The sequence below is a fragment of the Streptomyces sp. NPDC049970 genome (genome assembly GCF_040660235.1).
Lineage (GTDB): Bacteria > Actinomycetota > Actinomycetes > Streptomycetales > Streptomycetaceae > Streptomyces.
Genome location: NZ_JBFALP010000011.1, coordinates 31,238 through 55,100 on the forward strand (window position 1 = coordinate 31,238; position 23,863 = coordinate 55,100).

23 protein-coding genes, 1 tRNA gene and 1 pseudogene are annotated in these 23,863 nt (G+C 70.8%); 15 read left to right on the forward strand and 10 right to left on the reverse strand.

Annotated elements, in window-relative coordinates:
- Positions 1-210 precede the first annotated feature (210 nt).
- Both AB0I83_RS20145 and AB0I83_RS20150 read left to right on the forward strand, forming a co-directional pair.
- Positions 211-873 carry a TetR/AcrR family transcriptional regulator gene (locus AB0I83_RS20145; protein WP_363305577.1) on the forward strand — a complete coding sequence of 221 codons (663 nt, stop codon included), beginning with the start codon at positions 211-213 and terminating at the stop codon, positions 871-873.
- 303 nt (positions 874-1,176) lie between these two features.
- The gene (locus AB0I83_RS20150; RefSeq protein ID WP_356535139.1) at positions 1,177-2,706 is read left to right on the forward strand and encodes an MFS transporter; all 1,530 of its coding nucleotides are present in this window, start codon (positions 1,177-1,179) and stop codon (positions 2,704-2,706) included.
- A 106-nt stretch (positions 2,707-2,812) separates the two neighbouring features.
- Here AB0I83_RS20150 and AB0I83_RS20155 read toward each other — a convergent pair whose 3' ends face one another.
- Positions 2,813-3,325, reverse strand: coding sequence for a MarR family transcriptional regulator (locus AB0I83_RS20155; protein ID WP_363305578.1), 513 nt, complete (start codon positions 3,323-3,325; stop codon positions 2,813-2,815).
- Positions 3,326-3,508: 183 nt separating this feature from the next.
- Here AB0I83_RS20155 and AB0I83_RS20160 point away from each other — a divergent pair, with 183 nt between their 5' ends.
- Positions 3,509-4,291 carry a class III extradiol ring-cleavage dioxygenase gene (locus AB0I83_RS20160; protein ID WP_356841714.1) on the forward strand — a complete coding sequence of 261 codons (783 nt, stop codon included), beginning with the start codon at positions 3,509-3,511 and terminating at the stop codon, positions 4,289-4,291.
- Here AB0I83_RS20160 and AB0I83_RS20165 read toward each other — a convergent pair.
- Complete coding sequence (locus AB0I83_RS20165) at positions 4,239-4,820, reverse strand: N-acetyltransferase family protein (RefSeq protein ID WP_363305676.1); 582 nt, start codon at positions 4,818-4,820, stop codon at positions 4,239-4,241. The two genes, AB0I83_RS20160 and AB0I83_RS20165, sit on opposite strands and share 53 nt — an antisense overlap.
- Before the next feature lie 147 nt (positions 4,821-4,967).
- On the opposite strand from AB0I83_RS20165, the gene AB0I83_RS20170 reads away from it, so the two are divergent.
- A complete protein-coding gene (locus tag AB0I83_RS20170; RefSeq protein WP_363305579.1) occupies positions 4,968-5,969 on the forward strand; it encodes a sigma-70 family RNA polymerase sigma factor in 1,002 nt (333 codons plus the stop codon).
- Between the two features lie 417 nt (positions 5,970-6,386).
- Here AB0I83_RS20170 and AB0I83_RS20175 read toward each other — a convergent pair whose 3' ends face one another.
- Positions 6,387-7,136 carry a DUF6227 family protein gene (locus tag AB0I83_RS20175; protein ID WP_363305580.1) on the reverse strand — a complete coding sequence of 250 codons (750 nt, stop codon included), beginning with the start codon at positions 7,134-7,136 and terminating at the stop codon, positions 6,387-6,389.
- A gap of 436 nt (positions 7,137-7,572) precedes the next feature.
- Here AB0I83_RS20175 and AB0I83_RS20180 point away from each other — a divergent pair.
- The 3 genes and pseudogenes from AB0I83_RS20180 to AB0I83_RS20190 all read left to right on the forward strand — a co-directional run.
- Positions 7,573-7,722: pseudogene (locus AB0I83_RS20180) on the forward strand ((2Fe-2S)-binding protein); the annotation flags it as partial.
- The gene (locus AB0I83_RS20185; RefSeq protein ID WP_363305581.1) at positions 7,719-8,117 is read left to right on the forward strand and encodes a hypothetical protein; all 399 of its coding nucleotides are present in this window, start codon (positions 7,719-7,721) and stop codon (positions 8,115-8,117) included. The pseudogene AB0I83_RS20180 and the gene AB0I83_RS20185, both read left to right, overlap by 4 nt.
- 22 nt (positions 8,118-8,139) lie before the next feature.
- On the forward strand, positions 8,140-8,364 hold the full coding sequence (locus AB0I83_RS20190) for a hypothetical protein (RefSeq protein WP_363305582.1): 225 nt from the start codon (positions 8,140-8,142) through the stop codon (positions 8,362-8,364).
- 68 nt (positions 8,365-8,432) lie between these two features.
- Here the strand turns inward: AB0I83_RS20190 and AB0I83_RS20195 are convergent, their stop codons facing one another.
- The 6 genes from AB0I83_RS20195 to AB0I83_RS20220 form a co-directional block, all read right to left on the reverse strand.
- The gene (locus AB0I83_RS20195) at positions 8,433-8,897 is read right to left on the reverse strand and encodes an MscL family protein (protein WP_363305583.1); all 465 of its coding nucleotides are present in this window, start codon (positions 8,895-8,897) and stop codon (positions 8,433-8,435) included.
- Positions 8,898-9,013: 116 nt separating this feature from the next.
- Complete coding sequence (locus tag AB0I83_RS20200; RefSeq protein WP_363305584.1) at positions 9,014-9,577, reverse strand: RcpC/CpaB family pilus assembly protein; 564 nt, start codon at positions 9,575-9,577, stop codon at positions 9,014-9,016.
- Between the two features lie 421 nt (positions 9,578-9,998).
- Positions 9,999-10,847 carry an S-methyl-5'-thioadenosine phosphorylase gene (locus AB0I83_RS20205; RefSeq protein ID WP_363305585.1) on the reverse strand — a complete coding sequence of 283 codons (849 nt, stop codon included), beginning with the start codon at positions 10,845-10,847 and terminating at the stop codon, positions 9,999-10,001.
- 89 nt (positions 10,848-10,936) lie between these two features.
- Complete coding sequence (locus AB0I83_RS20210; protein ID WP_363305586.1) at positions 10,937-11,296, reverse strand: FmdB family zinc ribbon protein; 360 nt, start codon at positions 11,294-11,296, stop codon at positions 10,937-10,939.
- A 66-nt stretch (positions 11,297-11,362) separates the two neighbouring features.
- Positions 11,363-12,643 (reverse strand): MFS transporter, encoded by a 1,281-nt coding sequence (locus AB0I83_RS20215; protein WP_356535154.1) that lies wholly within the window; start codon positions 12,641-12,643, stop codon positions 11,363-11,365.
- A gap of 315 nt (positions 12,644-12,958) precedes the next feature.
- A complete protein-coding gene (locus tag AB0I83_RS20220) occupies positions 12,959-14,533 on the reverse strand; it encodes a potassium/proton antiporter (RefSeq protein WP_363305677.1) in 1,575 nt (524 codons plus the stop codon).
- 244 nt (positions 14,534-14,777) lie between these two features.
- On the opposite strand from AB0I83_RS20220, the gene AB0I83_RS20225 reads away from it, so the two are divergent.
- Positions 14,778-17,522: a penicillin acylase family protein gene (locus tag AB0I83_RS20225; protein WP_363305587.1), complete on the forward strand. Its 2,745-nt coding sequence runs from the start codon at positions 14,778-14,780 to the stop codon at positions 17,520-17,522.
- Here AB0I83_RS20225 and AB0I83_RS20230 read toward each other — a convergent pair.
- Positions 17,519-18,118 carry a 5-formyltetrahydrofolate cyclo-ligase gene (locus AB0I83_RS20230; RefSeq protein WP_363305588.1) on the reverse strand — a complete coding sequence of 200 codons (600 nt, stop codon included), beginning with the start codon at positions 18,116-18,118 and terminating at the stop codon, positions 17,519-17,521. The genes AB0I83_RS20225 and AB0I83_RS20230 overlap by 4 nt on opposite strands.
- Positions 18,119-18,224: 106 nt before the next feature.
- On the opposite strand from AB0I83_RS20230, the gene galU reads away from it, so the two are divergent.
- From galU to AB0I83_RS20265, 7 genes are all read left to right on the forward strand, one after another.
- The gene (galU, locus tag AB0I83_RS20235; RefSeq protein ID WP_356535157.1) at positions 18,225-19,127 is read left to right on the forward strand and encodes a UTP--glucose-1-phosphate uridylyltransferase GalU; all 903 of its coding nucleotides are present in this window, start codon (positions 18,225-18,227) and stop codon (positions 19,125-19,127) included.
- A 4-nt stretch (positions 19,128-19,131) separates the two neighbouring features.
- The gene (gene glp / locus AB0I83_RS20240) at positions 19,132-20,442 is read left to right on the forward strand and encodes a gephyrin-like molybdotransferase Glp (RefSeq protein ID WP_363305589.1); all 1,311 of its coding nucleotides are present in this window, start codon (positions 19,132-19,134) and stop codon (positions 20,440-20,442) included.
- Between the two features lie 125 nt (positions 20,443-20,567).
- Positions 20,568-21,068, forward strand: coding sequence for a cyclic pyranopterin monophosphate synthase MoaC (gene moaC / locus AB0I83_RS20245; RefSeq protein ID WP_356535159.1), 501 nt, complete (start codon positions 20,568-20,570; stop codon positions 21,066-21,068).
- Positions 21,065-21,589, forward strand: a complete 525-nt coding sequence (locus tag AB0I83_RS20250) for a MogA/MoaB family molybdenum cofactor biosynthesis protein (protein ID WP_363305590.1) — start codon at positions 21,065-21,067, stop codon at positions 21,587-21,589. Before moaC ends, AB0I83_RS20250 begins: the two co-directional genes overlap by 4 nt.
- A 17-nt stretch (positions 21,590-21,606) precedes the next feature.
- A complete protein-coding gene (locus tag AB0I83_RS20255; RefSeq protein WP_356535161.1) occupies positions 21,607-22,227 on the forward strand; it encodes a GNAT family protein in 621 nt (206 codons plus the stop codon).
- Between the two features lie 124 nt (positions 22,228-22,351).
- Positions 22,352-23,473 carry a gephyrin-like molybdotransferase receptor GlpR gene (glpR, locus tag AB0I83_RS20260; protein ID WP_363305591.1) on the forward strand — a complete coding sequence of 374 codons (1,122 nt, stop codon included), beginning with the start codon at positions 22,352-22,354 and terminating at the stop codon, positions 23,471-23,473.
- Positions 23,474-23,560: 87 nt separating this feature from the next.
- Positions 23,561-23,634 (forward strand) — tRNA-Ala (locus AB0I83_RS20265).
- Positions 23,635-23,863: the final 229 nt, after the last annotated feature.

A 23,863-nucleotide genomic window follows, 5' to 3' on the forward strand; every position in this document is an offset into this window, starting at 1 on the left:
TGGCGATCAGCCTCTGCCGGTATGCGGGGTGCCGCGCGCTGGGTGCGCCGATAGAGGGTTTTTGCCGCTTCCGTGATGTGACGCGGGTCACATTCAGGCCGGAAATAACCGGGGATCCTTTCCCCGTTTGCATCTGTGTCCCCGCGGAACGGGGAATCGGTCCCCGGTTCGACCGGGGGTCGGCCACACACCGGAAGAAGGGCCGCAGTCGTGAAGACCGTCGCCGAAACCGCAGCCTGTGCCGCAGGGCGCCGTACGCCCCGCCCGCGGGCCGACGCGCTGCGCAACAGGGAGCGGATCGTGACGGCCGCCCGTGAGATGTTCGTCGAGTTCGGGCCGGACGTGCCGCTCGACGAGGTCGCACGGCGTGCGGGAGTCGGCAATGCCACGCTCTACCGCAACTTCCCCGACCGCGCCGCCCTGGTCCACGAGGTCGTCCTGGCCGTCACCTCCAGCACGATCGATCGTGCTGAGGAGGCCGTCGCGGCCGAGTCCGACCCCTTTGCCGCCCTGAGCCGCTTCGTGCACGCCGCGGCGGACGAACGCATCGGCGCCCTGTGCCCGATGCTGTCGGGCGGCTTCGACGCGGACCACTCCGAACTGCTCGCCGAGCGTCGTCGCCTCGAAGAGGCCGTCGAAGGGCTCGTGTCGCGCGCCATGTCCGCAGGGAGGCTGCGCACCGACATCGCCGTCGGTGACGTACTCGTCGCCCTCTCCCAGCTCACCCGGCCGCTGCCCGGCATCGCATGCCCGGGCATCGACCGGTTCACCCACCGCCATCTGCAGCTCTTCCTGGACGGACTGGAATCTCCGGCCCGGTCGGTGCTGCCTGGTTCGGCGGCGACCTTGGAGGACCTGCGCAGCGGGCGCTGACGCCCGCGCACCGGAGAGCCCACAGACCGACGCGCCCACAGGGGCGGACACCACCACGATGCGGCGGACCGGGGCCTGACCGGACGGTCGGGCCGATGGTCCCGTTCGCCTTCTTCCGGCTTCGCGGGAGCCCGTACGCCGACTCGTGCGACGTGCGGCCGCTTCACGATCACGACTGCTCGATCTCACGACCCACGACTTCACGAAGCCCACGACCCTCGCGTCAGAGGTCTCACGCCCCCTGGGCCGGAGACCTCACGACCCAAGACTTCACGACCCTCGCGTACTTAGGTGGCCACATCCATGTCGAAAACAGCCGACACACTTCCGGATCCCAGTCGCTGGAAAGCACTGGCGTTCATCGCCCTCGCCCAGCTGATGGTCGTGCTCGACGCGACCATCGTGAACATCGCCCTGCCCTCCGCCCAGACGGACCTGGGCATCTCCGACGGCAACAAGCAGTGGGTCATCACCGCCTACGCGCTGGCGTTCGGCGGACTCCTGCTCTTCGGGGGGCGCATCGCCGACCTCTGGGGGCGTAAGCGCACCTTCGTGGTGGGCCTGCTCGGCTTCGCCGCGGCGTCCGCGCTGGGCGGTGCGGCCCAGGGCGAGGCGATGATGTTCGGTTCCCGCGCCCTGCAGGGTGTCTTCGGCGCGCTGCTCGCGCCGGCCGCCCTCTCCCTGCTCGCGGTGATGTTCACCGACGCCAAGGAGCGGGCCAAGGCCTTCGGCATCTACGGGGCCATCGCCGGCGGCGGTGGCGCGGTCGGCCTGATCCTGGGCGGCTTCCTGACCGAGTACCTGAACTGGCGCTGGACGTTCTTCGTGAACATCCCGTTCGCGATCGTCGCCGCCGTGGGCGCCTACTTCGTCATCCGTGACCCGGCCGGCAGCCGTAACCGCTCGACACTCGACATCCCCGGTGTCGTGCTGTCCACACTCGGTCTCGTCTCGCTGGTGTACGGCTTCACCCGCGCCGAGTCGGCCGGCTGGTCCGACTCGCTGACCATCGGCATGTTCGTCGCCGCCGGTGTGCTGCTGCTCGCCTTCGTCGTCACCGAGTCGCGCGTGAAGTCGCCGCTGCTGCCCCTGCGCGTCCTGACCGAGCGCAACCGCGGAGGCGTCTACCTCTCGCTGGGCCTCGCCATCATCGCGATGTTCGGGCTGTTCCTCTTCCTGACCTACTACCTCCAGGTCGTGAAGGGCTACTCCCCGGTCAAGACCGGCTTCGCGTTCCTCCCGATGATCGCGGGCATGATCACGGGTTCCACGCAGATCGGCGCGCGGCTCATGACCCGGGTCCCGCCGAGGCTGCTGATGGGCCCCGGCTTCCTGGTGGCCGCGATAGGCATGCTCCTGCTGACCCAGCTGGACATCGGGACCTCGTACGCCGGTGTCATCCTGCCCGGGCAGCTGCTGCTCGGCCTGGGTATGGGTACGGCCTTCATGCCGGCCATGTCGCTGGCCACCCACGGCATCGAGCCGCGTGACGCCGGGGTGGCCTCCGCGATGGTTAACACCTCGCAGCAGGTCGGCGGCGCCATCGGTACGGCGTTGCTCAACACGATCGCCGCCGGTGCCACCACCGCGTACATCGCCGATCACGCCGCTGGTGCGACCGACCCGAAGCTCCTGCAGCTGCAGGCCATGGTCAGCGGCTTCGCCAGTGCGATCTGGTGGGCGGTCGGCATCCTGGTCGTCGCCTCGGCGATCGCGGTGACGCTGATCAACACCGGCCGTCCCGGCACCGGAACGGCCGGTCCGTCCGGCGGCTCCGGGGAGCACACGGACGGTGTCGAGGACGAGTTCAGGATCCCGGTCGTCGCGCACTGACCCCTGCGCCGGAGAGCCGCCGGGCGTGGTGCCCGGCGGCTCGTGGTCCTGGAGCGCACTGATCCGCCTACCTGCCGCGGAGCGCCCGCGTCTGCCCTGGTTCCGCTCAGCGGAGCCAGGGCAGATCCGCGTTCATACCCTCGGGCTGGAGACCGGTGGAGACGACCTGCATGATCTCGCCGAGGTTCTTCACCTGGTCGGGACTGAGCCGGTCGAACATCGCCTGGCGTACCGCTTCGACGTGTCCCGGTGCCGACCGCGCGAGCATCTCGTAGCCCTCGTCGGTGAGGACCGCGTTCTGCCCGCGCTTGTCGGATGGGCATTCCTCGCGGCGGACCCAGCCGTTCCGCTCCAGTCGGGCGACGGCGTGCGAGAGCCGCGAGCGTGTGATCTTGGCGTCCTTGGCGAGCTCGGTCATGCGCTTCTGCCGCCGGGGTGCCTGGGAGAGCTGGACCAGCAGCCCGTAGTAGATGTGCGGCATCCCCGCGTCGCGCTGCAGCTGGCGGTCGAGGTGGTCCTCCATGAGCGTGGTGGCGTGGAGGTAGGCGCGCCACACGCTCTGTTCTTCGTCGGTGAGCCAACGGGGCTCGCCGGTGGGTGCCGTGGTCATGTACTCCACTGTACGACCTTTTCTTGAAAGTTGAACTAGATAGAGCTAAGGTCTCCGGGAGTAGGAACTTGAAGATTCAAGAGATGGGTTCCACGAGTCGATCTGCCGAATCCCCGGTGCTCGCCGCAGACGCCTGTCCCCGGTGCCTGTAGAGAACACACATACCTTGATCGGCAGAGGAATGGGAGTGCCATGACAGCCACCGCGGACCGGATGCCCGCCCTCTATCTCTCCCACGGCGCCCCGCCGCTCGCCGACGACCCGGTGTGGCCCGGCGAGCTCGCCGCCTGGTCAGCGGGGCTGCCCCGCCCGAAAGCCGTACTGATGGTCTCCGCCCACTGGGAGGAGGCCCCGCTCGCCATCGGCGCCACCGAGGCGGTCCCGCTGGTCTACGACTTCTGGGGATTTCCCGAGCACTACTACCAGGTGCGGTACGGGGCTCCGGGCGCCCCGGAGCTCGCGGACGACGTCCGGAAGCTGCTGCGCGGCGCGGGGACCCCCGTCCAGGACATCCCCGACCGCGGCCTCGACCACGGGGCCTACGTGCCGATGGTCGAGATGTTCCCGGACGCCGACGTGCCCGTACTCCAGATCTCCATGCCGACGCTCGACCCGCGCAAGCTGATGGACATCGGGCGCAAGCTCGCCCCGCTGCGCGACGAGGGCGTGCTGATCGTCGGGAGCGGCTTCTTCACCCACAACCTGGCGGCGCTGCGGCACGCCGGCGGGGGCACTCCCGGCTGGTCCGCGGAGTTCGACGACTGGGGGGACCGGGCGCTCCGGGCGCAGGACGTCGACGCCCTGCTGGACTTCGAGCACAAGTCGCCTGCGGGCCGGCTGGCCCACCCCCGCACCGAGCACTTCGCCCCGCTGTTCGTCACGCTGGGGGCCGCCGAGGGGCAGCTCGACCAGGGGCGCAGCGTCATCGACGGTTTCTGGATGGGTCTGGCGAAGCGCTCGGTGCAGTTCGGCTGAGCAGCGGCTTCTCGTACCAGGACACGTCCCAGTAGCGGCCGAACTTACGGCCCACCTCGGTGTACGTGCCGATGTGCCGGAAGCCGAAGGCGCCGTGCAGCCGTGCCGACGCCTCGTTCGGCTGCGCGATCGCGGCGTAGGCACGGTGGACGTCCTCGCCGCCCAGTGCGTCGAAGAGCGCTCCGTAGAGGAGGCTTCCGGTGCCGCGCCCGGTGGCCCCCGGCGCGCAGTAGACGCTCACCTCGACCGAGGTGCCGTACGCGGCCTTGGGGCGGTACGGACTGCTGGTGGCATAGCCGAGGAGCCGGCGGGTGTTGTCACCCGTACGGGGGTCCTGGGCAACCAGGAGCCGGTGGGGGCCGTCCTCCGGGTGGGAGCGCAGCCAGGGCAGGCGTTCCTCGGGGGTGAAGGCGGCGGTGTCGAACGTGAGCGCCGTCTCGCGGACGTAATGGTTGTAGATGTCCGTGAGCGCCGCCAGATCGGCCTCCGTGCCAGGCCTGACCAGCGCTTCTGCGGGTATCCGCACCAGGTGTCCTCCCGTAGGGGCGGACAGGGTACTGCATGATCTCAAAAGTGAATGGTCCCGGTGGGAATTCTGTCCGGATTCCAGTCGTTGTTTCCATCGGATGCAGGGCACCCGAAAGGGTGTCGCGACCTACTCAGTAAGGGAGCTCGCATGGCAACCCGTGCCGTCGCCCGTCGTTCGTCCGCCAGCACCGGCGGGACCGACCGGGCAAGCAGTGTTCGCGCCGTGGGCGGGGAGATCGCCGATCGCGACCTGGTCGGCATGTACCTGGACGAGATCGCTCGCACACCGCTCCTCGACGCCGCCAAAGAGGTCGAGCTCTCCCAGACGATCGAGGCGGGCGTCTTCGCCCGGCAGATCCTCGACGGCGCGGTGGAGAGCGACGCCGGCGGAGCTAAGCGTGAGGAGCTGGAGGAGCTGGTCGTCGAGAGCGAGCGTGCCAAGGACGTCTTCATCCGCTCCAACCTCCGGCTCGTCGTTGCCGTGGCCCGGCGCTACCCGAGGGCGGGTCTGCCGCTCCTCGACCTGATCCAGGAGGGGAACGCGGGCCTGGTGCGCGCGGTCGAGAAGTTCGACTACGCCAAGGGCTTCAAGTTCTCCACCTACGCGACCTGGTGGATCCGGCAGGCCATCACCCGCTCCATCGCCGACCAGTCCCGCACCATCCGGCTCCCCGTGCACCTCGTGGAGGAGCTCGGCAGGATCCGGCGCGTGCAGCGCGAGTTCAACCGCGAGCACGGTCGTGAGCCGGAGCACGCGGAGATCGCGGCCGAACTCGACACCAACGCCGAGCGCGTCGGCAACGTCCTGGACTGGGCGCGCGACCCGGTCAGCCTGAACATGTCCGTGGACGACGACGGCGACACGCAGTTCGGGGACCTGCTGGAGGACACCTCGGCCATCTCGCCCGAGCAGTCCGTGATGACGCTGCTGCGCAGCGAGGAGCTCGAGGACCTGATCGGCAAGCTCGACAACCGCACCGCCTCGATCATCCGAATGCGTTACGGAATCGAGGACGGCCGGGAGCGGACCCTCACCGAGGTGGGCAAGCAGCACGGCCTGACGAGGGAGCGGATCCGCCAGATCGAGAAGCACGCACTACTCGAATTGAAGCGAATGGCTCACGACACGGGCTTTGACGCTGCGGCGTGAGCCGATAACCCGTAATCTCCCCATCAAGCCGGTTCGCACCGGCCCGACGACCGGTCTCCCTTCCGGTCCCATGAGCTGAGTCCCGGCGCCCACCCCCCCCCGGCGCCGGGGCTCATCCATGTCCGCCCCTGCCCGCCGTCACTCCTGAGGAAGCTGCTCCGAGGGCGCCGCACGGGTCAGCCGGGCGCCCAGGGTGCCGAGGTACCCGACCGGCTCCGGCGGCCCGTGAGCCACGAACTCGCACCTCAGCAGGCGAGCGAGCCGACTGTGCCGTCCACTCCAGGGAGTCCCAGGAGGGCGTACGGAGCCCGCGGGCGGCCGTGGTCGCCCGCGGGCTCCGTACGCCGGACCAGGAAGCCGCGCCTTCAGGACACCTTCCCGGCCTGCCCGGTGCCCGGTCCGCGGGTCGGGCACCGGTCAGCAGATCCGGGTGCGGTTCTCCATGGCCCGGCGGGCGGACTGCTCGTCGTCGTACACCTCGCACATGTGACGGCCGTCCGGGGTGGCCGTGTGCTCGACCTCCCACAGGCTCGTCTCGGAGCCGTCCAGGAGCAGGAAGGCGTGCTCGTAGAGGGTGAAACCGGCGTCACGTCCGTCGACGTGGTACTGGCGGCCGAAGATCTGGGTGATGTGGTGGGCGAAGGCGGCCCGGAGCAGGCCGGTGGTGGCGGCGCCCGGCCGGTCGGCGTTCTCCGCGCGGCGCAGGACGCGACGGGCGTGGTCCGCCGAGTTGTCCTGGGCGTACATCCGGGGCGTGGGCACCGGAGGGACGCTCATCAGTAGCGTGAGGGCCTCCAGGTCCTCCCGCAGACTGTCGTCGCCCGGCGCCGCGGTGTCCCAGAGACTGCCCGCGAGCCGCGCCGCCGCGATCTGCGCGTCACTCTCCTCGTCGTACAGCTCGTGGCGGCGTGCGGCCTCGGCGTCGTCCCTGCCGCCGCCGTGCACGAGCTCCCACAGGGTGAGTGCCGTGCCGTCGGAGAGCAGGTAGGTGTGCCGGTAGGTCTCGCGGTGCAGTGCGGAGCTGTGATGGGACGAATGGAGGGAGCTGCTGTGCGCCAGGGCCGTGCCGAGCCGGTCGACCGTGGTGTCGGACAGGTCGAAGGAGTTGAGGGCGCATCGCAGGAGTCGCTCGAGGTGCTGCTCGGTTGTCTCGTACGGATCGCTCAAGGTGCTGTCTCCAGGCCGTTGCCGCGTGTTACCCGATGCGTGCATAACGTAGTCCCTGGGTCTGACATCGTGACCGGGGTTCGCGAAAAACGTACCGCGCACGCAGAAAGTTCCCACACGATGCCCGGCCCGTGCTGAGCCCGCCCGCACGCGCGCTCTCGCGGCGGCCCTTGGCCGTCGCGTGTGCGGCACCCCCGGGTTCCTGCGCCCGGGCGCGGGTGAGGTCGGACCGACGCCGAGGGCGATCGTGCGGGGGCGTGAACATGAGGCTGTGAGCCCGGGGCGCGAACCGGGGGGTGCGAATCGGAGGTGTGTGCCTGGGGAGTGCGTCAGGGGCGTGAGGGCGTGGATCCGGGGCGCGGCATCCCGTCGCGCACCAGGGCGGCGGGGGCGAGTCGTCGGGCCCGGGGTGCGGGCCACCTGGGCGACGGGTTCAGAGAGCGCCGAGGAGGGGCTGTGCCGCCGGCTCGGCGACAGCCGCCCGGACCTCGCCGACCGGATCGGCTGCCCGGGTACCGGGGGAGGCGCCGAGGCGCCACCGGTGGTCCCGCGACCCCGCGCCTCGACATCCGGGGAGCGGCCATGACGGAGCCCCTGGACCGGGTCGAGCCGCCACGGCCGCCCGGCCGTCCCGCGACGCCGCCCGGCTATCGCCCCGGCAGCGAGCGCGCCGAGCTGAACCGCCCGCTCCGCGAGCGGTACCCCCAGATCCGCCCCACCAGTGGTTACGCCGATCCGCGGGTGCGCCGCACCGGCTCCGGCGCGGGCACGGAACAGGAACCCGAGCGCTCCGCGAAGCTGACCGCCCGGCTGGTGGTGCTGGCCATGAGCGTCGTCGTGGGTCAGCTGTGGGCGCTGACCGAGGTCGTGAACGTGTGGATGGAGGGCGACACCGGCACGGCCTGGTGGGGAGCGGGCTTCCTGTGCCTGTCGTTCGTCGTCGTCCTGGGCCTCTGGCTGCTCGACCCGAAGGACCGCTGAGAGCCCGCCGTACCCTGGAGGCATGAGTACCGCCCCCACCTCCGGACCGAGAGAACCGAAGCCGCCGCAGGAGCAGCAGCCGCCGCGCGAGCCCGGGCCCAAGCCGTCGGCTCTGATCTTCGACGATCCGTTGGACCGGCAGTCCTCGGACGACACGGACCGAGGGTGGGGCGAGCGGGCTCCGGTCGGCGACAGCGCCGCCGACCTCGCCCGCTTCCTCGACGAGAAGCCGCCCCACCACGTCTGACTCCTGCCCGGTGCGGGGCGGCCGGGAGGGTCCTGCGACCCGGTTCCGCCGAGCGTCGGCGGGAGATCCTAGGCAGCCGGGCCGCGCTGGGCGACCAGCGCGTCCCGGATCTCCTTCAGCACCTCCAGCTCGCTCACTTCCAGGGTCTCCTGCACACCCTCCTTCGCCGCCTGGGCGGCCGCGCGCCTGGCGAGGTACTTCGCCATGGGCAGCACCATCAGGAAGTAGACGACGGCCCCGGTGATCACGAAGCTGAGGACCGAGCTGAGCACCGCCCCCCACAGGATCTCGATGCCCAGGGCTTTTCCGGTCTCCGGATCCACCGCACACGGGCCTTGCAGGCAGGAGCGGTACTTCTCCAGGTCCTGCGTGCCGAAGGCACCGACCAGCGGATTGATGACTCCCTTGACGACCGCGTTCACCACGTTGGTGAAGGCGGCACCGATGACGACGGCTACCGCGAGGTCGATCACATTGCCCCGCGTCAGGAAGGCTTTGAACCCCTCCAGCAGGCCGACTTTCTTCTCGCTCACATGTGAGCCTTCCTCTGTGTGCACCGTGGGGGGACCGAACTGCCTTGTCACACAAGGCTGCAGAGGGGACCGATGTCCAATCAGCTACGTCGGACGAGTGAATCGGCGACACCATGTCAGCGCTGTTCGGCATGGGTCACCGCCACCGCGAGCCGTCCTGCGGCCCCGGCGCCCGCCAGGGCCGCAGCGGTCCGCCGCTCCACGGAAAGGACCACCAGGGCGCCGCTTCCCCCACCCGCCGCGCCGTCGGCCCCGGCGGACGCCGATCCTTCGGCGCCCGCACCGCGAGGGATCTTCGCCACACGCGCGTCGCGAGCCACCACTGTCGCCTCCGCGTCCCCGCCGGCCGCCGCGATCACGTCGACGCGGTCCCCGGGGCTCAGCAGCCCGACCGTGGCGGCGTCGGCGATCCGCACCGGGGCGGACACGAGCCGTAGGGCCCGCCGCTCCGGGCCCGGTGGCGCGCTTCCGGCAGCGGCCACCGTGCCTCTCTCCACGCCCAGCTCCGAAGCGGCGAGTACGGCGGAGGCCAGGGCGAACCCCGCGGCCAGTGCCCGGCGCCGGCCGCGCAGCGCCCGCAGGATTCGTCGCCCGTCGCCGCGCACTCTCAGGGGCCCGAAGGCCGGCACGCCGCACGGGGCGGGAGGCGCGGGACGGGTATCGGGTACGGACGGGAACATGGCCAACACCACCTGTCGTGAGGGAAGTCCGCGAGAAGAGCCCTGAGGGAAGTCCGCGAGGGACCCCTGCGGGAAGTTCGCGAGGGACCCGTGAAGCAGGTCCGCGCGCGACATCCGGAAGGGGCGCCCGCGCGAGCGGGCCCCGGAGGAGCCCACGCGGACAGCCGTGAGGGGAGCCCGGCGGGATGCCCGCCGAACTCCCCTCACGATCCACCGTCCGCGGATTTCCCGCTCGGGCCTGTGGACGACCCGCATGATGTGGACAACTCCGTCACCCGCAGGTGTCCCCGGCCGGCACTCCGGCCAAGTCCCGAGCGCGACAAGGTCTTTCAAGCCGAAGGATCAGCCGCGTACCCACGGAAGCCCCCCGGCCGGACCCGCCGGTCGGGGGCCCGCGGGCGTCCTGCCCCGGCCGCCCGCGCTAGGGCAGCTCGATCCCCGTGTCGATCCCGTCCAGCGCGCGCGTACAGGCGCAGTCGCGGTCCTCGTTCGCCGGGAGGGCCGCCACGGTGTCGAAGAGCACCGCACGCAGCCGGTCCACGTTGGCGGCGAACGCCTTCATCACCTCTCCGTGGCTGACGCCCTCGCCGGCCTCGGCCCCCGCGTCGAGGTCGGTGACCAGCGTCATCGTCGTGTAGCACAGGCCCAGTTCACGGGCGAGCACCGCTTCCGGGTGCCCCGTCATACCCACCACCGACCAGCCCATCGCCGCGTGCCAGCGCGACTCGGCGCGGGTCGAGAAGCGGGGCCCCTCGACCACGACCAGCGTGCCGCCGTCCACCGGCTCCCACTCGCGTCCGCGTGCCGCCGCCAGGGCCGCCTTGCGTCCCTCGGCGCAGTACGGGTCGGCGAAGCCGAGGTGCACCACGTTCGGTTCGGTACCGTCGGCCCTGGTCTCGCCGTCGTAGTACGTCTGCGTACGGGCCTTGGTGCGGTCGACGAGCTGGTCCGGCACGAGCAGGGTGCCCGGCCCGTACTCCGGGCGCAGACCGCCCACGGCGCACGGCCCGAGCACCTGGCGTACGCCGACGGAGCGCAAGGCCCACAGGTTGGCGCGGTAGTTGATGCGATGCGGCGGCAGGTGGTGGCCGCTGCCGTGGCGCGGGAGGAATGCCACCCGTCGGCCCGCGATCTCGCCCAGGAAGACGGAGTCGCTCGGAGCTCCGTACGGGGTGTCCACCTTGACCTCGGTCACGTCCTCCAGGAAGGAGTACAGCCCCGATCCGCCGATGACACCGATATCCGCTGTTGCCGCTTCTGCGTTCACCATGCGGTCACACTAACCGGGCGCACACGACCGGGACCCCGCCGATTCGATCGGCGGGGTCCCGGTGGGACGTGCGGTGTACGCGGGTGACCTCAGGCGGCCGACGTACCGCTCGACGACGAGGACGAAGCCGACGAGGCGGACGACGTGGAGCCGGAGGACGTGGAGGAGGCCGAGGCGGCAGGCTTCGACTCCGATCCCTTCGACTCCGAGCCCGACGAGGATCCGCCGGACGAACCCGAGGTCTTGGCGGCCGTCGTGCTGCTCGACGAGGAGCCACGGCTGTCGTTCCGGTAGAAACCGGAACCCTTGAAGACGATGCCGACCGCCGAGAACACCTTCTTGAGGCGTCCCTCGCAGTTCGGGCACACGGTCAGGGCATCATCGGTGAACTTCTGCACCGCCTCGAGGCCCTCGCCGCATTCGGTGCACTGGTACTGATAGGTCGGCACTTGCTCCTCCTGGCACTCTCACTCAGTGAGTGCTAACGACGTTCCATACTGACGTATTCCGAGCGATCAGTCCACCGTGACCGGCTCGCGGTGACCGATCCCACGTGCCACGGTCCGTCCCACGGACCTCGGAGTCAGCCGGGAACGCAGGGCCAGCAGGGTCGCCAGGGCCAGCGCGGTGCCCCCCAGCGGGACCAGGAAACCGGTGCTCGCGCCATGGGCGTCGGCGAGTTGTCCGGCCACGGTGACGGCCGCCGCCTGGCCGAGCGCCACCGCGCCGGTGAGCCAGGTGAAGGCCTCGGTCCTGGCCGATGCCGGCACGAGCGCCTCGACCAGGGTGTAGCCGCTGATCAGGGCCGGAGCGATGCACAGCCCGACGAGCAGTCCGAGCCCCGCCAGCAGCGGAGCCGAGTGCACGGCCCAGAGACCGGACGCGGTCAGCGTCAGGGCCACGTAGCCGACGATCAGCCGGCGCCGCGGGCTGCTCTTCCAGGCGACGGCCCCGCAGGCGATGCCGGCCAGCATGTTGCCGGCCGCGAAGACCCCGTACAGCAGGCCGTTCACGCCCGGGCGGCCGATCTCCTCGGAGAACGCGGTCAGGGAGACCTGCATGCCTCCGAACACGGCGCCGATGCCCAGGAAGCTGATCGCGAGGACGCGCACGCCGGGCACCGAGAGCGCCGAGCGGTGCGGTTCCGTCGCCGTGGCCGCGCTCCGGGGTGCGGGCTGGGTGGAGCGCTGCGCGGCGAACAGGACGCCGCCGACGAGTGTCAGCGCCGCCTCGGCGATCAGTCCGGCCGCCGGGTGTACGCCGGTGCACAGGGCGGTCGCGAGTACCGGCCCGACGACGAAGGTGAACTCGTCGGTCACGGACTCGAAGGCGGCGGCCGTGGCCATCAGCGGTGAGGCGGGACGTCCCGGGGCCGAGCCGAGCAGGGCCGCCCAACGCGCCCGCACCATGGGCCCGACCTGCGGGATGGACGCCCCGGTGGGTACCGCTGCGAGGAACAGGACCCACAGCGGCGCGTCCGCGAGGGCGAGCGCGGTGAGCGTGCCGACGGAAGCGGCATGAGCCACGACCCCCGGCAGGAGTACGGCGCGCTGGCCGAACCGGTCGGCGAGCCTGCCGGTCTGCGGGGCGAACAGGGCCATCGAGACGCCCGAGACCGCGGCCACCGCGCCCGCGCTGCCGAAGGAGCCGGTGGTGTGCTGGACCAGGAGCACGATGCCGATGGTCAGCATCGCGAACGGCTGCCGGGCGGCGAAGCCCGGGAGGAGGAAGGTCCACGCACCAGGGGTGCGCAGCAACTGCCCGTAACCGGGGCGGTCGGAGACCGTGGACGCCACGGTCCTTGCCTTTCTGCCGCCTGGTGGCCGTGCTCCCGGGGTCCGCCCGCACCAGGGGGTGCGAGGGTGTGCGGGAACTGCCGAGAGCTGTCCTCTTCGCGCGGAACTGCGGTAGATGCCGGGCACTCGCTCCAGAGGCGAAGGCGCCACGACCGCCATACGGGTCGCGCCAGCTCTGCGTCAGGCAGAGTTGGTCGATCAGAATCGGTCGATCAAGTTCGAATCATGTGGATCAGGAGATCCGGTCCTTCATCTTACAGGTCTCCACCCGCCCGCACCTGCGATTGCGCGCATACGCCCGTCGGGTGCCTCCGGTCACCTACGGGCGGGCCTGTCTCCCGCCTTGTCCTCCTCGCTCCTGCCGAGGCGCTTGGCGAGTTTCGCGATGTGGGGCGTCTCCGCCGGGCCGCCCTTCCGGCGGACGGCGCCGCCGGCCCCCAGCCAGCCGGCCAGCTTGCCGCCCTCGCCGACCGCCCGCAGCCGGGCCTCCGTGGCGTCGCGCACCGGGTCCGTCGCGACCACCAGCAGTTCGTCCCCCCGGCGCAGCACGGTCGAGGGCGCGGGTACGAAGCTCTTCCCTTCCCGCACGACCAGGGTGACCGCGGCCCCGGCGGGCAGCCGGAGCTCCGCCACCTCCACGCCGTGCATCTTCGACCTGCCGGGGACCGCGACGGACAGCAGATGGCCGCGCAGCCGCTCCAGGGGCGCCGACTCGATGCCGAGGTCGGCTGTCTCGGACGGGTCGTCGGAGATCTTCAGAGCCCTGGCCAGCCAGGGCAGCGTCGGCCCCTGGATGAGCGTGTAGACGATGACGAGCACGAAGACGATGTTGAAGACCCTGGTGCTGCCCTCGATGCCGGACACCATGGGGATGGTCGCCAGGACGATGGGGACGGCGCCGCGCAGTCCCGCCCAGGACATCAGCGCCTTCTCACGCTGTGGCAGCCGGAACGGCGCGAGGCTGACGAAGACCGACAACGGCCGTGCGACGGCGGTCAGTACCAGCCCCACGACCACGGCCGGCCAGAAGTCGTCGATGAGGTCGTGCGGTGCGACCAGCAGGCCGAGCAGGACGAACATGCCGATCTGGGCCAGCCAGCCGAGCCCGTCCGCGAAGCCGCGGGTGGCGGCCCAGTGCGGCAGTTTGGAGTTCCCGAGGACCATCGCCGCGAGGTAGACGGCCAGGAACCCGCTGCCGTGCGCCATGGCACCCGCCGCGTAGGCGGACACGGCGATGGCCATCACGGCGATCGGGTAGAGGCCGGAGGCCGGCAGCGCCACATGGCGCAGCCCGAAGGAGCCGAGCCAGCCGACGGCGAGGCCGATCGCCGCGCCGATCGTCAGTTCCAGGGCTATCTCGCCGACCAGTACGTACCAGTGCTCCACCGGGCCGACGGCGGAGAACGCGACCACGAGGATCACCACGGGCGCGTCGTTGAAGCCGGATTCGGCCTCCAGGACGCCGGTGATGCGGGACGGGAGGGGGACCTTGCGCAGGACGGAGAAGACTGCTGCCGCGTCGGTCGAGGACACGACGGCGCCGATGATCAGGGCCTGCCGCCAGTCGAGCCCCACGAGGTAGTGCGCCGCGCTCGCGGTGACGCCCACGCTGATGCCCACGCCTACGGTCGACAGCAGGGCCGCCGCCGGCAGCGCGGGTCTCACTTCCTTCCACTTCGTGCCGAGCCCGCCCTCGGCCAGGATGACGACCAGGGCGGCGTAGCCGATCACCTGGGTCAGCTCGGCGTTGTCGAACCTGACGTCGAAGATGCCGTCCTGCCCCATGGCGATCCCGATGCCGAGGTACAGGAGCAGGCTGGGGAGCCCGCTGCGGGACGAGATGCGTACGGCCGCGACGGCGACCAGCAGGACGAGTGAGCAGACGAGCAGAAGTTCGTTGAGCGCGTGGACAGTCAGGGTCCGGTCCTTCCCTGCGTACGCCTTCCGGATCGGCCTCCGGCGGCCAGTACTTCGTTACCTTACCTAATCTTTAACGCTTTCTTGATGCCTTCGACCGTCCGTGCGAACCGGTGCGCAAATGGATGCATCCCCATACCGCGTCCGAGTGGCTTCGGCGGGGCGCCTATGGTTGCTCCTGCACTCCCAGGACCACCCTGCCCCTCGAAGGACAGCGATGCCCGCCAACACAACCGCCCCTTCCGGGTCTTCCGATGCGAAGACGGCCGGCAGGAAGAAGGGGCGACGCGCCCGCCTGTTCGTGATCGTCCTGGTGCTGGCGCTTGTCGCGGGTGTCGGTTTCGGCGCGTACTGGTCCGTATCGACGGTCCGGGCCTCGTACCCGCAGACCACCGGTTCCACGGAGCTCAAGGGCCTGACCGGTGACGTGGACGTCAAACGCGACAGCTACGGGATCCCGCAGATCTACGCGGACACCGACAGCGACCTCTTCCGCGCCCAGGGCTTCGTACAGGCCCAGGACCGCTTCTGGGAGATGGACGTACGCCGCCACATGACCTCGGGCCGCCTCTCCGAGATGTTCGGCGCGGGTCAGGTCGAGACCGACTCCTTCCTCCGCACGCTGGGCTGGCGCAAGGTCGCCCAGGAGGAGTACGACACGGTCCTGAGCGAGGAGACCAAGAAGAACCTCCGGTCCTACGCGGACGGGGTGAACGCGTACCTGGAGGGCAAGGACGGCAAGGACATCTCCGTCGAGTACGCGGCGCTCGGGCTGACCAACGACTACAAGCCCACCGAGTGGACCCCGGTCGACTCGGTCGCCTGGCTGAAGGCGATGGCCTGGGACCTGCGCGGGAACATGCAGGACGAGATCGACCGCTCGCTGATGACCAGCAGGCTCGACGCCGAGCAGATCAAGGATCTCTACCCGGCCTATCCCGAGGACCACGACCCGATCGTCGACCAGGGCGGGATCGACCCGGTCACCGGAAAGTTCGACCCGAAGGCCCAGCCGTCCGGCGGCATCGGGTCCCGGACGGCCGAGGACGCGACCGCGGGCGTGAACACGCAGCTCTCGGCGCTCTCCGACACCCTGGACGAGATCCCCGCGCTGCTGGGGCCCAACGGCACCGGCATCGGCTCGAACTCCTGGGTCGTCTCCGGCAAGTACACGGCGACCGGGAACCCGCTGCTGGCCAACGACCCGCACCTGGCGCCGCAACTCCCCTCCCTCTGGTACCAGATGGGGCTGCACTGCCGGAAGGTCTCGGCGAGCTGCAAGTACGACACGGCCGGCTACACGTTCTCCGGGATGCCCGGGGTGATCATCGGCCACAACCAGAACATCGCCTGGGGCTTCACCAACCTCGGAGCCGACGTCACCGACCTGTTCCTGGAGAAGGTCTCCGCCGACGGCTACCAGTACGACGGCAGGACCGAGCCCTTCGTCAGCCGTGAGGAGACCATCAAGGTCGCGGGCGGCAGGAGCCGGAAGATCACGGTCCGCGAGACCAACAACGGCCCCCTGCTCTCCGACCGCAGCGGCGAGCTGGAGAAGGTCGGCAAGAAGGCTCCCGTCATCAACTCCGCGCCCGACCGCGGCGACGGCTACGCGGTCGCCCTGAAGTGGACGGCGCTGAAGGCCGGCCACTCCATGGACGCGGTCTTCGAGCTCAACCGCGCCAAGGACTTCACGAGCTTCCGCAAGGCGGCCGCCCACTTCGAGGTGCCGTCGCAGAACCTCGTCTACGCGGACACCGAGGGCCACATCGGCTACCAGGCGCCCGGCACGATCCCGGTCCGCCTCCAGGGCGACGGCACACTGCCCAGCCCCGGCTGGTCCTCCAAGTACGGCTGGGAGAAGGAGCCGATCCCCTTCGACGAGCTGCCGTACGAGTACGACCCCGAGCGCGGCTACATCGTCACGGCCAACCAGGCCGTCATCGACGACGACAAGTACCCCAACCTGCTCACCAAGGACTGGGGCTACGGCGCCCGCAGCCAGCGGATCAACGACCTCGTCGAGTCGAAGATCAAGGGCGGCGGGAAGATCTCGACCGACGACATGCAGCAGCTCCAGATGGACAACCACAGCGCCATCGCCGCGGAGCTCGTGCCCGAGCTGCTGAAGATCGGGATCTCGGACAAGAGCGTCCGTGAGGCCCAGAAGCTGCTGGAGGGATGGGACTACACCCAGGAGTCCGACTCCGCGGCTGCGGCCTACTTCAACGGCGTATGGCGCAACATCCTCAAGCTGGCGTTCGGTGACAAGCTGCCCAAGGAGATGCGGGCCAAGGGCGACTGCGTCTACGTCGAGCCGGTCACGGGCACCGGGCCGGTGGACGACCAGGACAAGCTCGTACGGGAGTGCGGCCAGCGGGCGCCGGACGCGGCCCAGCCGGACGGCGGCGACCGCTGGTACGAGGTGGTCGAGAACATCCTGGACGACCAGGACAACGACTGGTGGAAGGTCCCGGCCAAGGGGCGCGAAGCGGCGATCGACAGTCGCGACGAACTCTTCGCCCGGGCCATGGGCGACGCCCGCTGGGAGTTGACCGCCGAGCTCGGCAAGGACATCAGCACCTGGAGCTGGGGCCGGCTGCACCAGCTGACCCTGCGCAACCAGACCCTCGGCAAGGAGGGGCCCTCCCTCCTGCAGCGGGCCCTGAACCGTGGGCCCTGGGACCTCGGCGGCGGCGAGGCCGCGGTCAACGCCTCCGGCTGGAACGCCGCTGGTGGCTACGAGGTCGTCTGGGTGCCGTCGATGCGGATGGTCGTCAACGTGGGGGACTGGGACAAGTCCCGCTGGATCAACCTCACCGGTGCCTCCGGTCACGCCTTCAGCGCCCATTACACCGACCAGACCGACAAGTGGGTCGACGGGGAACTGCTGGACTGGTCCTACACGGCGGACGGGGTGGACGGCTCGACCGTCGACACCCTCACGCTCAGGAAACCCTAGGGCCGGGGTCCTGGCCCGGGCGGGAAGCGCCGTGTTCCGGCCGGCGTGACCACGGCATCGACGGGGTGGTCGTGCGGTTCCTCAGGGACCCGCGCGACCACCTCGTCGTCGTACAGCAGGACCACGAGGGCCGGGTCGGCCCCGGCCGCGGACAGCCGGGCCAGCACCCGGTCGTAGCTGCCCCCGCCGCGCCCCAGCCGTGTTCCACGCGCGTCCACGGCGAGTCCGGGCAGCAGGACCGCGTCCGCTTCGAGGACGGCGCCGGGGCCGAGGCGCGCGCCGTCCGGCTCCAGCAGCCCGCGGCCGGCGGGTGCGAGATGCTCCGCGCCCTCGAAGGCGGCCCAGTCCAGGTCGTTGTCCGCCAGGAGCACCGGGAGCAGTACGCGTACGCCTCGCGCGCGCAGTGTGTCCAGGAGCACATGGGTTCCTGGCTCCCGTCCGACGGACACGTAGGCGGCCACGGTCCCGGCGCCGGCCAGCTCCGGAAGATCTGCCGCGGCCGACGCGAGAACCGAAGCGGCGTTTCTCACGTCTTCGGAGGTCAGAAGCCTGCGTGCGGCGAGCAGTTCACGCCGCAGTAGTGCCTTTCGGGACATGTCATCGTTCAACGGGTGCTCGCATGGCTCGTTTATGTGGATGTATGAGGACGAAGTTAACCGGACGCTCATCTTCCGCCCATACGCACCGGTTACAGTGCTCCGCATGACTCAGTCGCGCCCCAGGATCAGCAAAGCTGTCATCCCAGCTGCAGGTCTCGGCACCCGGTTCCTGCCGGCCACCAAGGCCACTCCCAAAGAGATGCTGCCTGTCGTCGACAAGCCCGCGATTCAGTATGTCGTCGAGGAGGCGGTGGCCGCAGGCCTCTCCGACGTGCTGATGATCACCGGTCGAAACAAGCGTCCCCTGGAGGACCACTTCGACCGGAACTACGAGCTGGAGTCCGCGCTGACCCGCAAGGGGGACGCCGAACGGCTCTCCAAGGTCCAGGAGTCCAGCGACCTGGCGACCATGCACTACGTGCGCCAGGGCGACCCCCGCGGACTCGGCCACGCCGTCCTGTGCGCCGCACCGCACGTCGGCGACCAGCCGTTCGCCGTCCTCCTCGGCGACGACCTCATCGACCCGCGCGACCCGCTGCTCGCCCGGATGGTCGAGATCCAGGAGCGCGAGGGCGGCAGCGTCGTGGCCCTGATGGAGGTCGAGCCCTCCCAGATCCACCAGTACGGCTGCGCGGCCACCGAGGGCACCACCGACGGCGACGTCGTGCGGGTCACCGGTCTGGTGGAGAAGCCCGGTCCCGGGGAGGCGCCCAGCAACCTCGCCGTCATCGGCCGCTACGTGCTCGACCCGGCCGTCTTCGGGATACTGCGTCACACCGAGCCCGGCCGCGGCGGCGAGATCCAGCTCACCGACGCGCTGCAACTGCTCGCACAGGACGAGAAGGTCGGCGGCCCGGTGCACGGCGTCGTCTTCAAGGGCCGCCGCTACGACACCGGTGACCGCGGCGACTATCTGCGTGCCATTGTCAGACTCGCGTGCGAACGTGAGGACCTGGGCCCGGACTTCCGGTCCTGGCTGCGCAGTTACGTCACCGAGGAGTTGTAGCAGCTTGAGCAGCACGATCTGGTCGGTGGACGAGCACCTGGACGACATCCTCGCCGCGGTGAGGCCGCTCGAGCCAATCGAGTTGCAACTCCCCGACGCCCAGGGCTGTGTCCTGGTCGAGGACGTCGTGGTGGAGGTGGCCCTGCCGCCCTTCGACAACAGCTCGATGGACGGGTATGCCGTCCGGATCTCCGATGTCGAGGGTGCCAGCGAGGAGTTCCCCGCCGTCCTCACCGTCATCGGCGACGTCGCCGCGGGCGACGTGGGCCTGGCCGACGGCCGGTCCGTGGGCCCTGGCGAGGCCGCCCGCATCATGACGGGTGCCCCGCTGCCCGCGGGAGCCGAGGCGGTCGTCCCCGTCGAGTGGACGGACGGCGGGACCGGCGGAGGTCCGGCCGTCTCCATGCGGGCCCACAGCGACGCGCCCGAGGGCGCGAGCGGGGAGGTCCGGATCCACCGCCCCGTCAAGCCCCGCGCCCATGTCCGGGCCAAGGGCAGCGACGTGAGGCCCGGTGACGTGGCGCTGCGTGCCGGCGCCGTCGTGGGCCCGCCGCAGATCGGGCTGCTCGCCGCGATCGGGCGCTCCACGGTGCGGGTGCGGCCCCGTCCGCGCGTGGTCGTGCTCTCCACCGGCAGCGAGCTGGCGCAGCCGGGCGAGGAGCTGACCGGCGGCCGGATCTACGACTCCAACAGCTTCGCGCTGACGGCCGCCGCCCGGGACGCGGGAGCCATCGCGTATCGCGTACCCGCGGTCGCCGACGACGCCGAGACGCTGCGGGCCACCATCGAGGACCAGCTGATCCGCGCCGACATCGTCGTCACCACCGGCGGTGTGAGCGTCGGGGCGTACGACGTGGTCAAGGAGGCGCTGTCCTCGGTGGGCGACGCGGACGAGGCCGGCGGTGGCGTCGACTTCCGCAAGCTCGCCATGCAGCCGGGCAAACCGCAGGGCTTCGGCTCCATCGGCCCCGAGCACACGCCGCTGCTGGCGCTGCCCGGCAACCCGGTCTCCTCGTACGTCTCCTTCGAACTGTTCGTGCGGCCGGCGATCCTGACCCTGATGGGCCTCAAGGACGTACACCGCCCGAAGGTCCGTGCCGCGCTCAGCACCGACGAGGCGCTCTCCTCGCCCGCGGGCAGGCGGCAGTTCCTGCGCGGCACGTACGACGCCGAGGCGGGCACCGTGACTCCCGTCGGGGGACCCGGGTCACATCTGATCGCGGCCCTGGCACAGGCGGACGCGCTGATCGTGCTGCCCGAGGACATCACCTCCGCCGAGCCCGGCGCGGACACCGAGGTGATCCTCCTCCGCTGACTTCCGCGCGGTGGCGGTACGGTATCTGGCGCTGTGCCTTACCGGGGGGAAGCCCCCCGGACCCCCGTCCCGCGCCTCCGCGCGGGACGGGCGGCGACCGGCGCCCTACCGCTAGGCGGAGTGAGTTGAGTACGCAGAACAGGCTGACGCACATCGACGAGGCGGGCGCGGCCCGCATGGTCGACGTGTCGGAGAAGGACGTCACGGCACGCGTCGCCCGCGCGAGCGGCCGGGTCCTCGTATCACCGCATGTGGTCGAACTCCTCAGGGGCGAGGGCGTGCCGAAGGGCGACGCGCTCGCCACCGCGCGGATCGCCGGGATCATGGGTGCGAAGCGCACCCCCGACCTGATCCCGCTGTGCCACCCGCTCGCCGTCTCCGGCGTCGAGGTCGACCTCACCGTCGCCGACGACGCGGTGGAGATCCTGGCGACCGTGAAGACGACGGACCGCACGGGGGTCGAGATGGAGGCCCTGACCGCAGTGTCGGTCGCCGCCCTCACGGTGATCGACATGATCAAGGCGGTCGACAAGAGCGCGGTGATCACGGACGTACGGGTCGAGGCGAAGTCGGGCGGCAAGTCCGGCGACTACCGGCGCCCCACGCCGGAGGGGACGCGCGCATGACGGCGCCCCGCAGTGCGAAGGACACCGGGGCGTACCGCGCCCTCGTGGTGACCGCCTCCAACCGTGCGTCGGCAGGCGTGTACGCCGACAAGGGCGGCCCGGTCATCGCCGAGGCCCTCACCGGTCTCGGGTTCGCGGTCGAGGGTCCGCAGATCGTTCCCGACGGCGACCCGGTCCGGGCGGCCCTGCGGGCAGGCGTGGACGCGGGCTACGACGTGATCGTCACCACCGGCGGGACGGGCATCTCGCCCACCGACCGCACCCCCGAGGCCACCCGCGGCGTCCTCGACCGCGAGATCCCCGGCATCGCCGAGGCCATCCGTGCCGAGGGCCGGGACAAGGTCCCCACCGCCGCGCTGTCCCGCGGCCTCGCCGGAGTCGCGGACCGCACCCTGATCGTGAACCTGCCCGGTTCGACCGGGGGCGTACGCGACGGGCTCGCCGTGCTGGGCCGGCTGCTGGTGCACGCTGTCGACCAGCTGCGCGGCGGAGACCACGCTCGACCGGGGAGCCCGAGCTGAACGTCCGGACCTGGCCGGTGATCCTGACCGACGGCGCCGTCACGCTCCGGCCGATAAAGCTGCGCGACCGGAGCATGTGGCGCGAGGTCAACCGGCGTAACCGCGACTGGCTGCGCCCCTGGGAGGCGACGGTCCCGCCGCCCGCACCCGGCGGCCCCGTGGCCCAGCGCCCCACCTACCGTCAGATGATCCGCCACCTTCGCGCCGAGGCGAACGGTGGCCGGATGCTGCCCTTCGCCATCGAGTACGAGGGGCGCCTCGTCGGCCAGTTGACGGTGGCCGGCATCACCTGGGGCTCGATGTGCTCGGGTCACGTCGGTTACTGGGTGGACCGGAGCGTCGCGGGACGCGGCGTCATGCCGACAGCGGTGGCGCTCGCCGTCGACCACTGCTTCCGTACGGTCGGACTCCACCGGATCGAGGTGTGCATTCGGCCCGAGAACGCACCCAGCCGAAGGGTCGTGGAGAAACTCGGATTCCGCTCGGAGGGGCTGCGCCCACGCTATCTGCACATCGACGGAGCGTGGCGTGACCACCTGATCTTCGCCCTCACGGCCGAGGAGGTGCCGGACGGGCTTCTGCGGCGTTGGCGCAGGGTGCGGCCGGGTGCGCCCCGAACACCCGGTGAAATGATATAAGTGTTCGAATTTGATCGGCACTTGACGGTAATCGCTCCCGCTTTCGTCGACTGTTGATCCGAACAATCACAAAAAAAGTCCGTCATTTGAGCCTGATCGTGCGACACACCGGGCCAATTGGCGGATGCCGCCGTGCAAACCCCTCTACGGTGTGAGAGTGAGCAGCAGCGGCCTCATCTACGCAGTCATCGTCGGGGCCTGGGCTGCCTACTTGGTACCGATGTGGCTCCGCAGGCAGGACGAGCTCAACGAAGCCCGTCCGACGGAGCGCTTCAGCACCGCCATCCGGCTGCTGTCCGGACGTGCGGCCATGGAGCGCCGTTACGCCAAGGAGCTGCGGGAGCGGGAGGCCGAGGAGGCGCCTGGCGACGTGGACCCGGATGCCGTCACGGACCGTATGGAGTCCGTCGACGTCCGGGCCTTTTCCGCGCCTCCGGCACAAACGGAAGCGCGCGTGCGCGACCGGGAGCCCGAGCGGTCCGCCCGGGACCGGCCGCCGGCCCAGGTCCGGCGCCGCCGTCCCACCGGCGCGGAATCCGAACGGGAGCGGCGCCGCCGCTCGCAGGTCCTGGCGCGCCGACGGCGTACGACCACGATGCTCTTCATGGCGTTCACGCTCGGCGCCGTCGTCGCGGCCGTGGGCGGGCTCCGCTTCCTGTGGGCGCCCGCGGTGCCGGCCGTGCTGCTGAGCACGTACATCGTGCATCTGCGCGCACAGGAACGCCGGCGCTTCGTCTTCACCATGGACCGGCGCCGCGCGGAGGACGCCGCGCAGCGGCTGCGCGAGAACCGTCCGCGCAGGCACCAGTCAGCGGCCTCGGCTCCCGCCGAGCCGGACGAGGAGCCCGAAGGGCCCGCCCCCACGGTCTCCCCCCAGGAAGCGGGCCGCCGCGCCCTCGTCGAGCAGACGGACCACGCGGAGTGGGTGGACCAGCAGCGTGAACGCGGCCCGGTCCAGGGCGACAGCTGGGAGCCGGTCCCGGTGCCGCTCCCCACCTACGTCACCGCCCCGGTCGCCCCGCGCGCCCCGGGAGGGGTGGAGGTCGGCGACCCGGAGACCTGGAGCGCCGCCCGCTCCAGCAAGGCCGAGCCCACCCGCACGGGCACCTCGCACACCGCCGCCCCGGAGGCCGCCGAGGCCCCGCGCCGCAGGCCCGGCCAGCCCCGCCGCACCCGGGACAGGGGCCGGACCCCGCTCTTCGACCAGTACGACGAGGACGACCGGCCCCGCGCCGCCAACGAGTGAAGCCCCCGGCGCATCCGGCTCGGTGACCTGCCGGGATACGGATTTCCGAGCAGCCCTTCCGGGGTGCTAGAGTTTCACTCGTTGCAAGGGCCTGTGGCGCAGTCTGGTAGCGCACCTCGTTCGCATCGAGGGGGTCTGGGGTTCAAATCCCCACAGGTCCACCGCACACACGAGATCCCGTCCGATCGTTCAGATCGGGCGGGATCTCGTCGTTTCCGTCCGCTTCTCGGCACGGCCGATCGGACGGGTGGTCACCTCGTTCGACGTCGGCTGCTCGGCAGGGCCGGTTGGTGCCACGCCCCCGGGTGACCTGGATTCCCTGCGTGTCGCCGTCGCGGATCCGGGATCGCGGGCGGGTGCCGGGCGGGACCGGTCGAGGCGGTGGCCGGT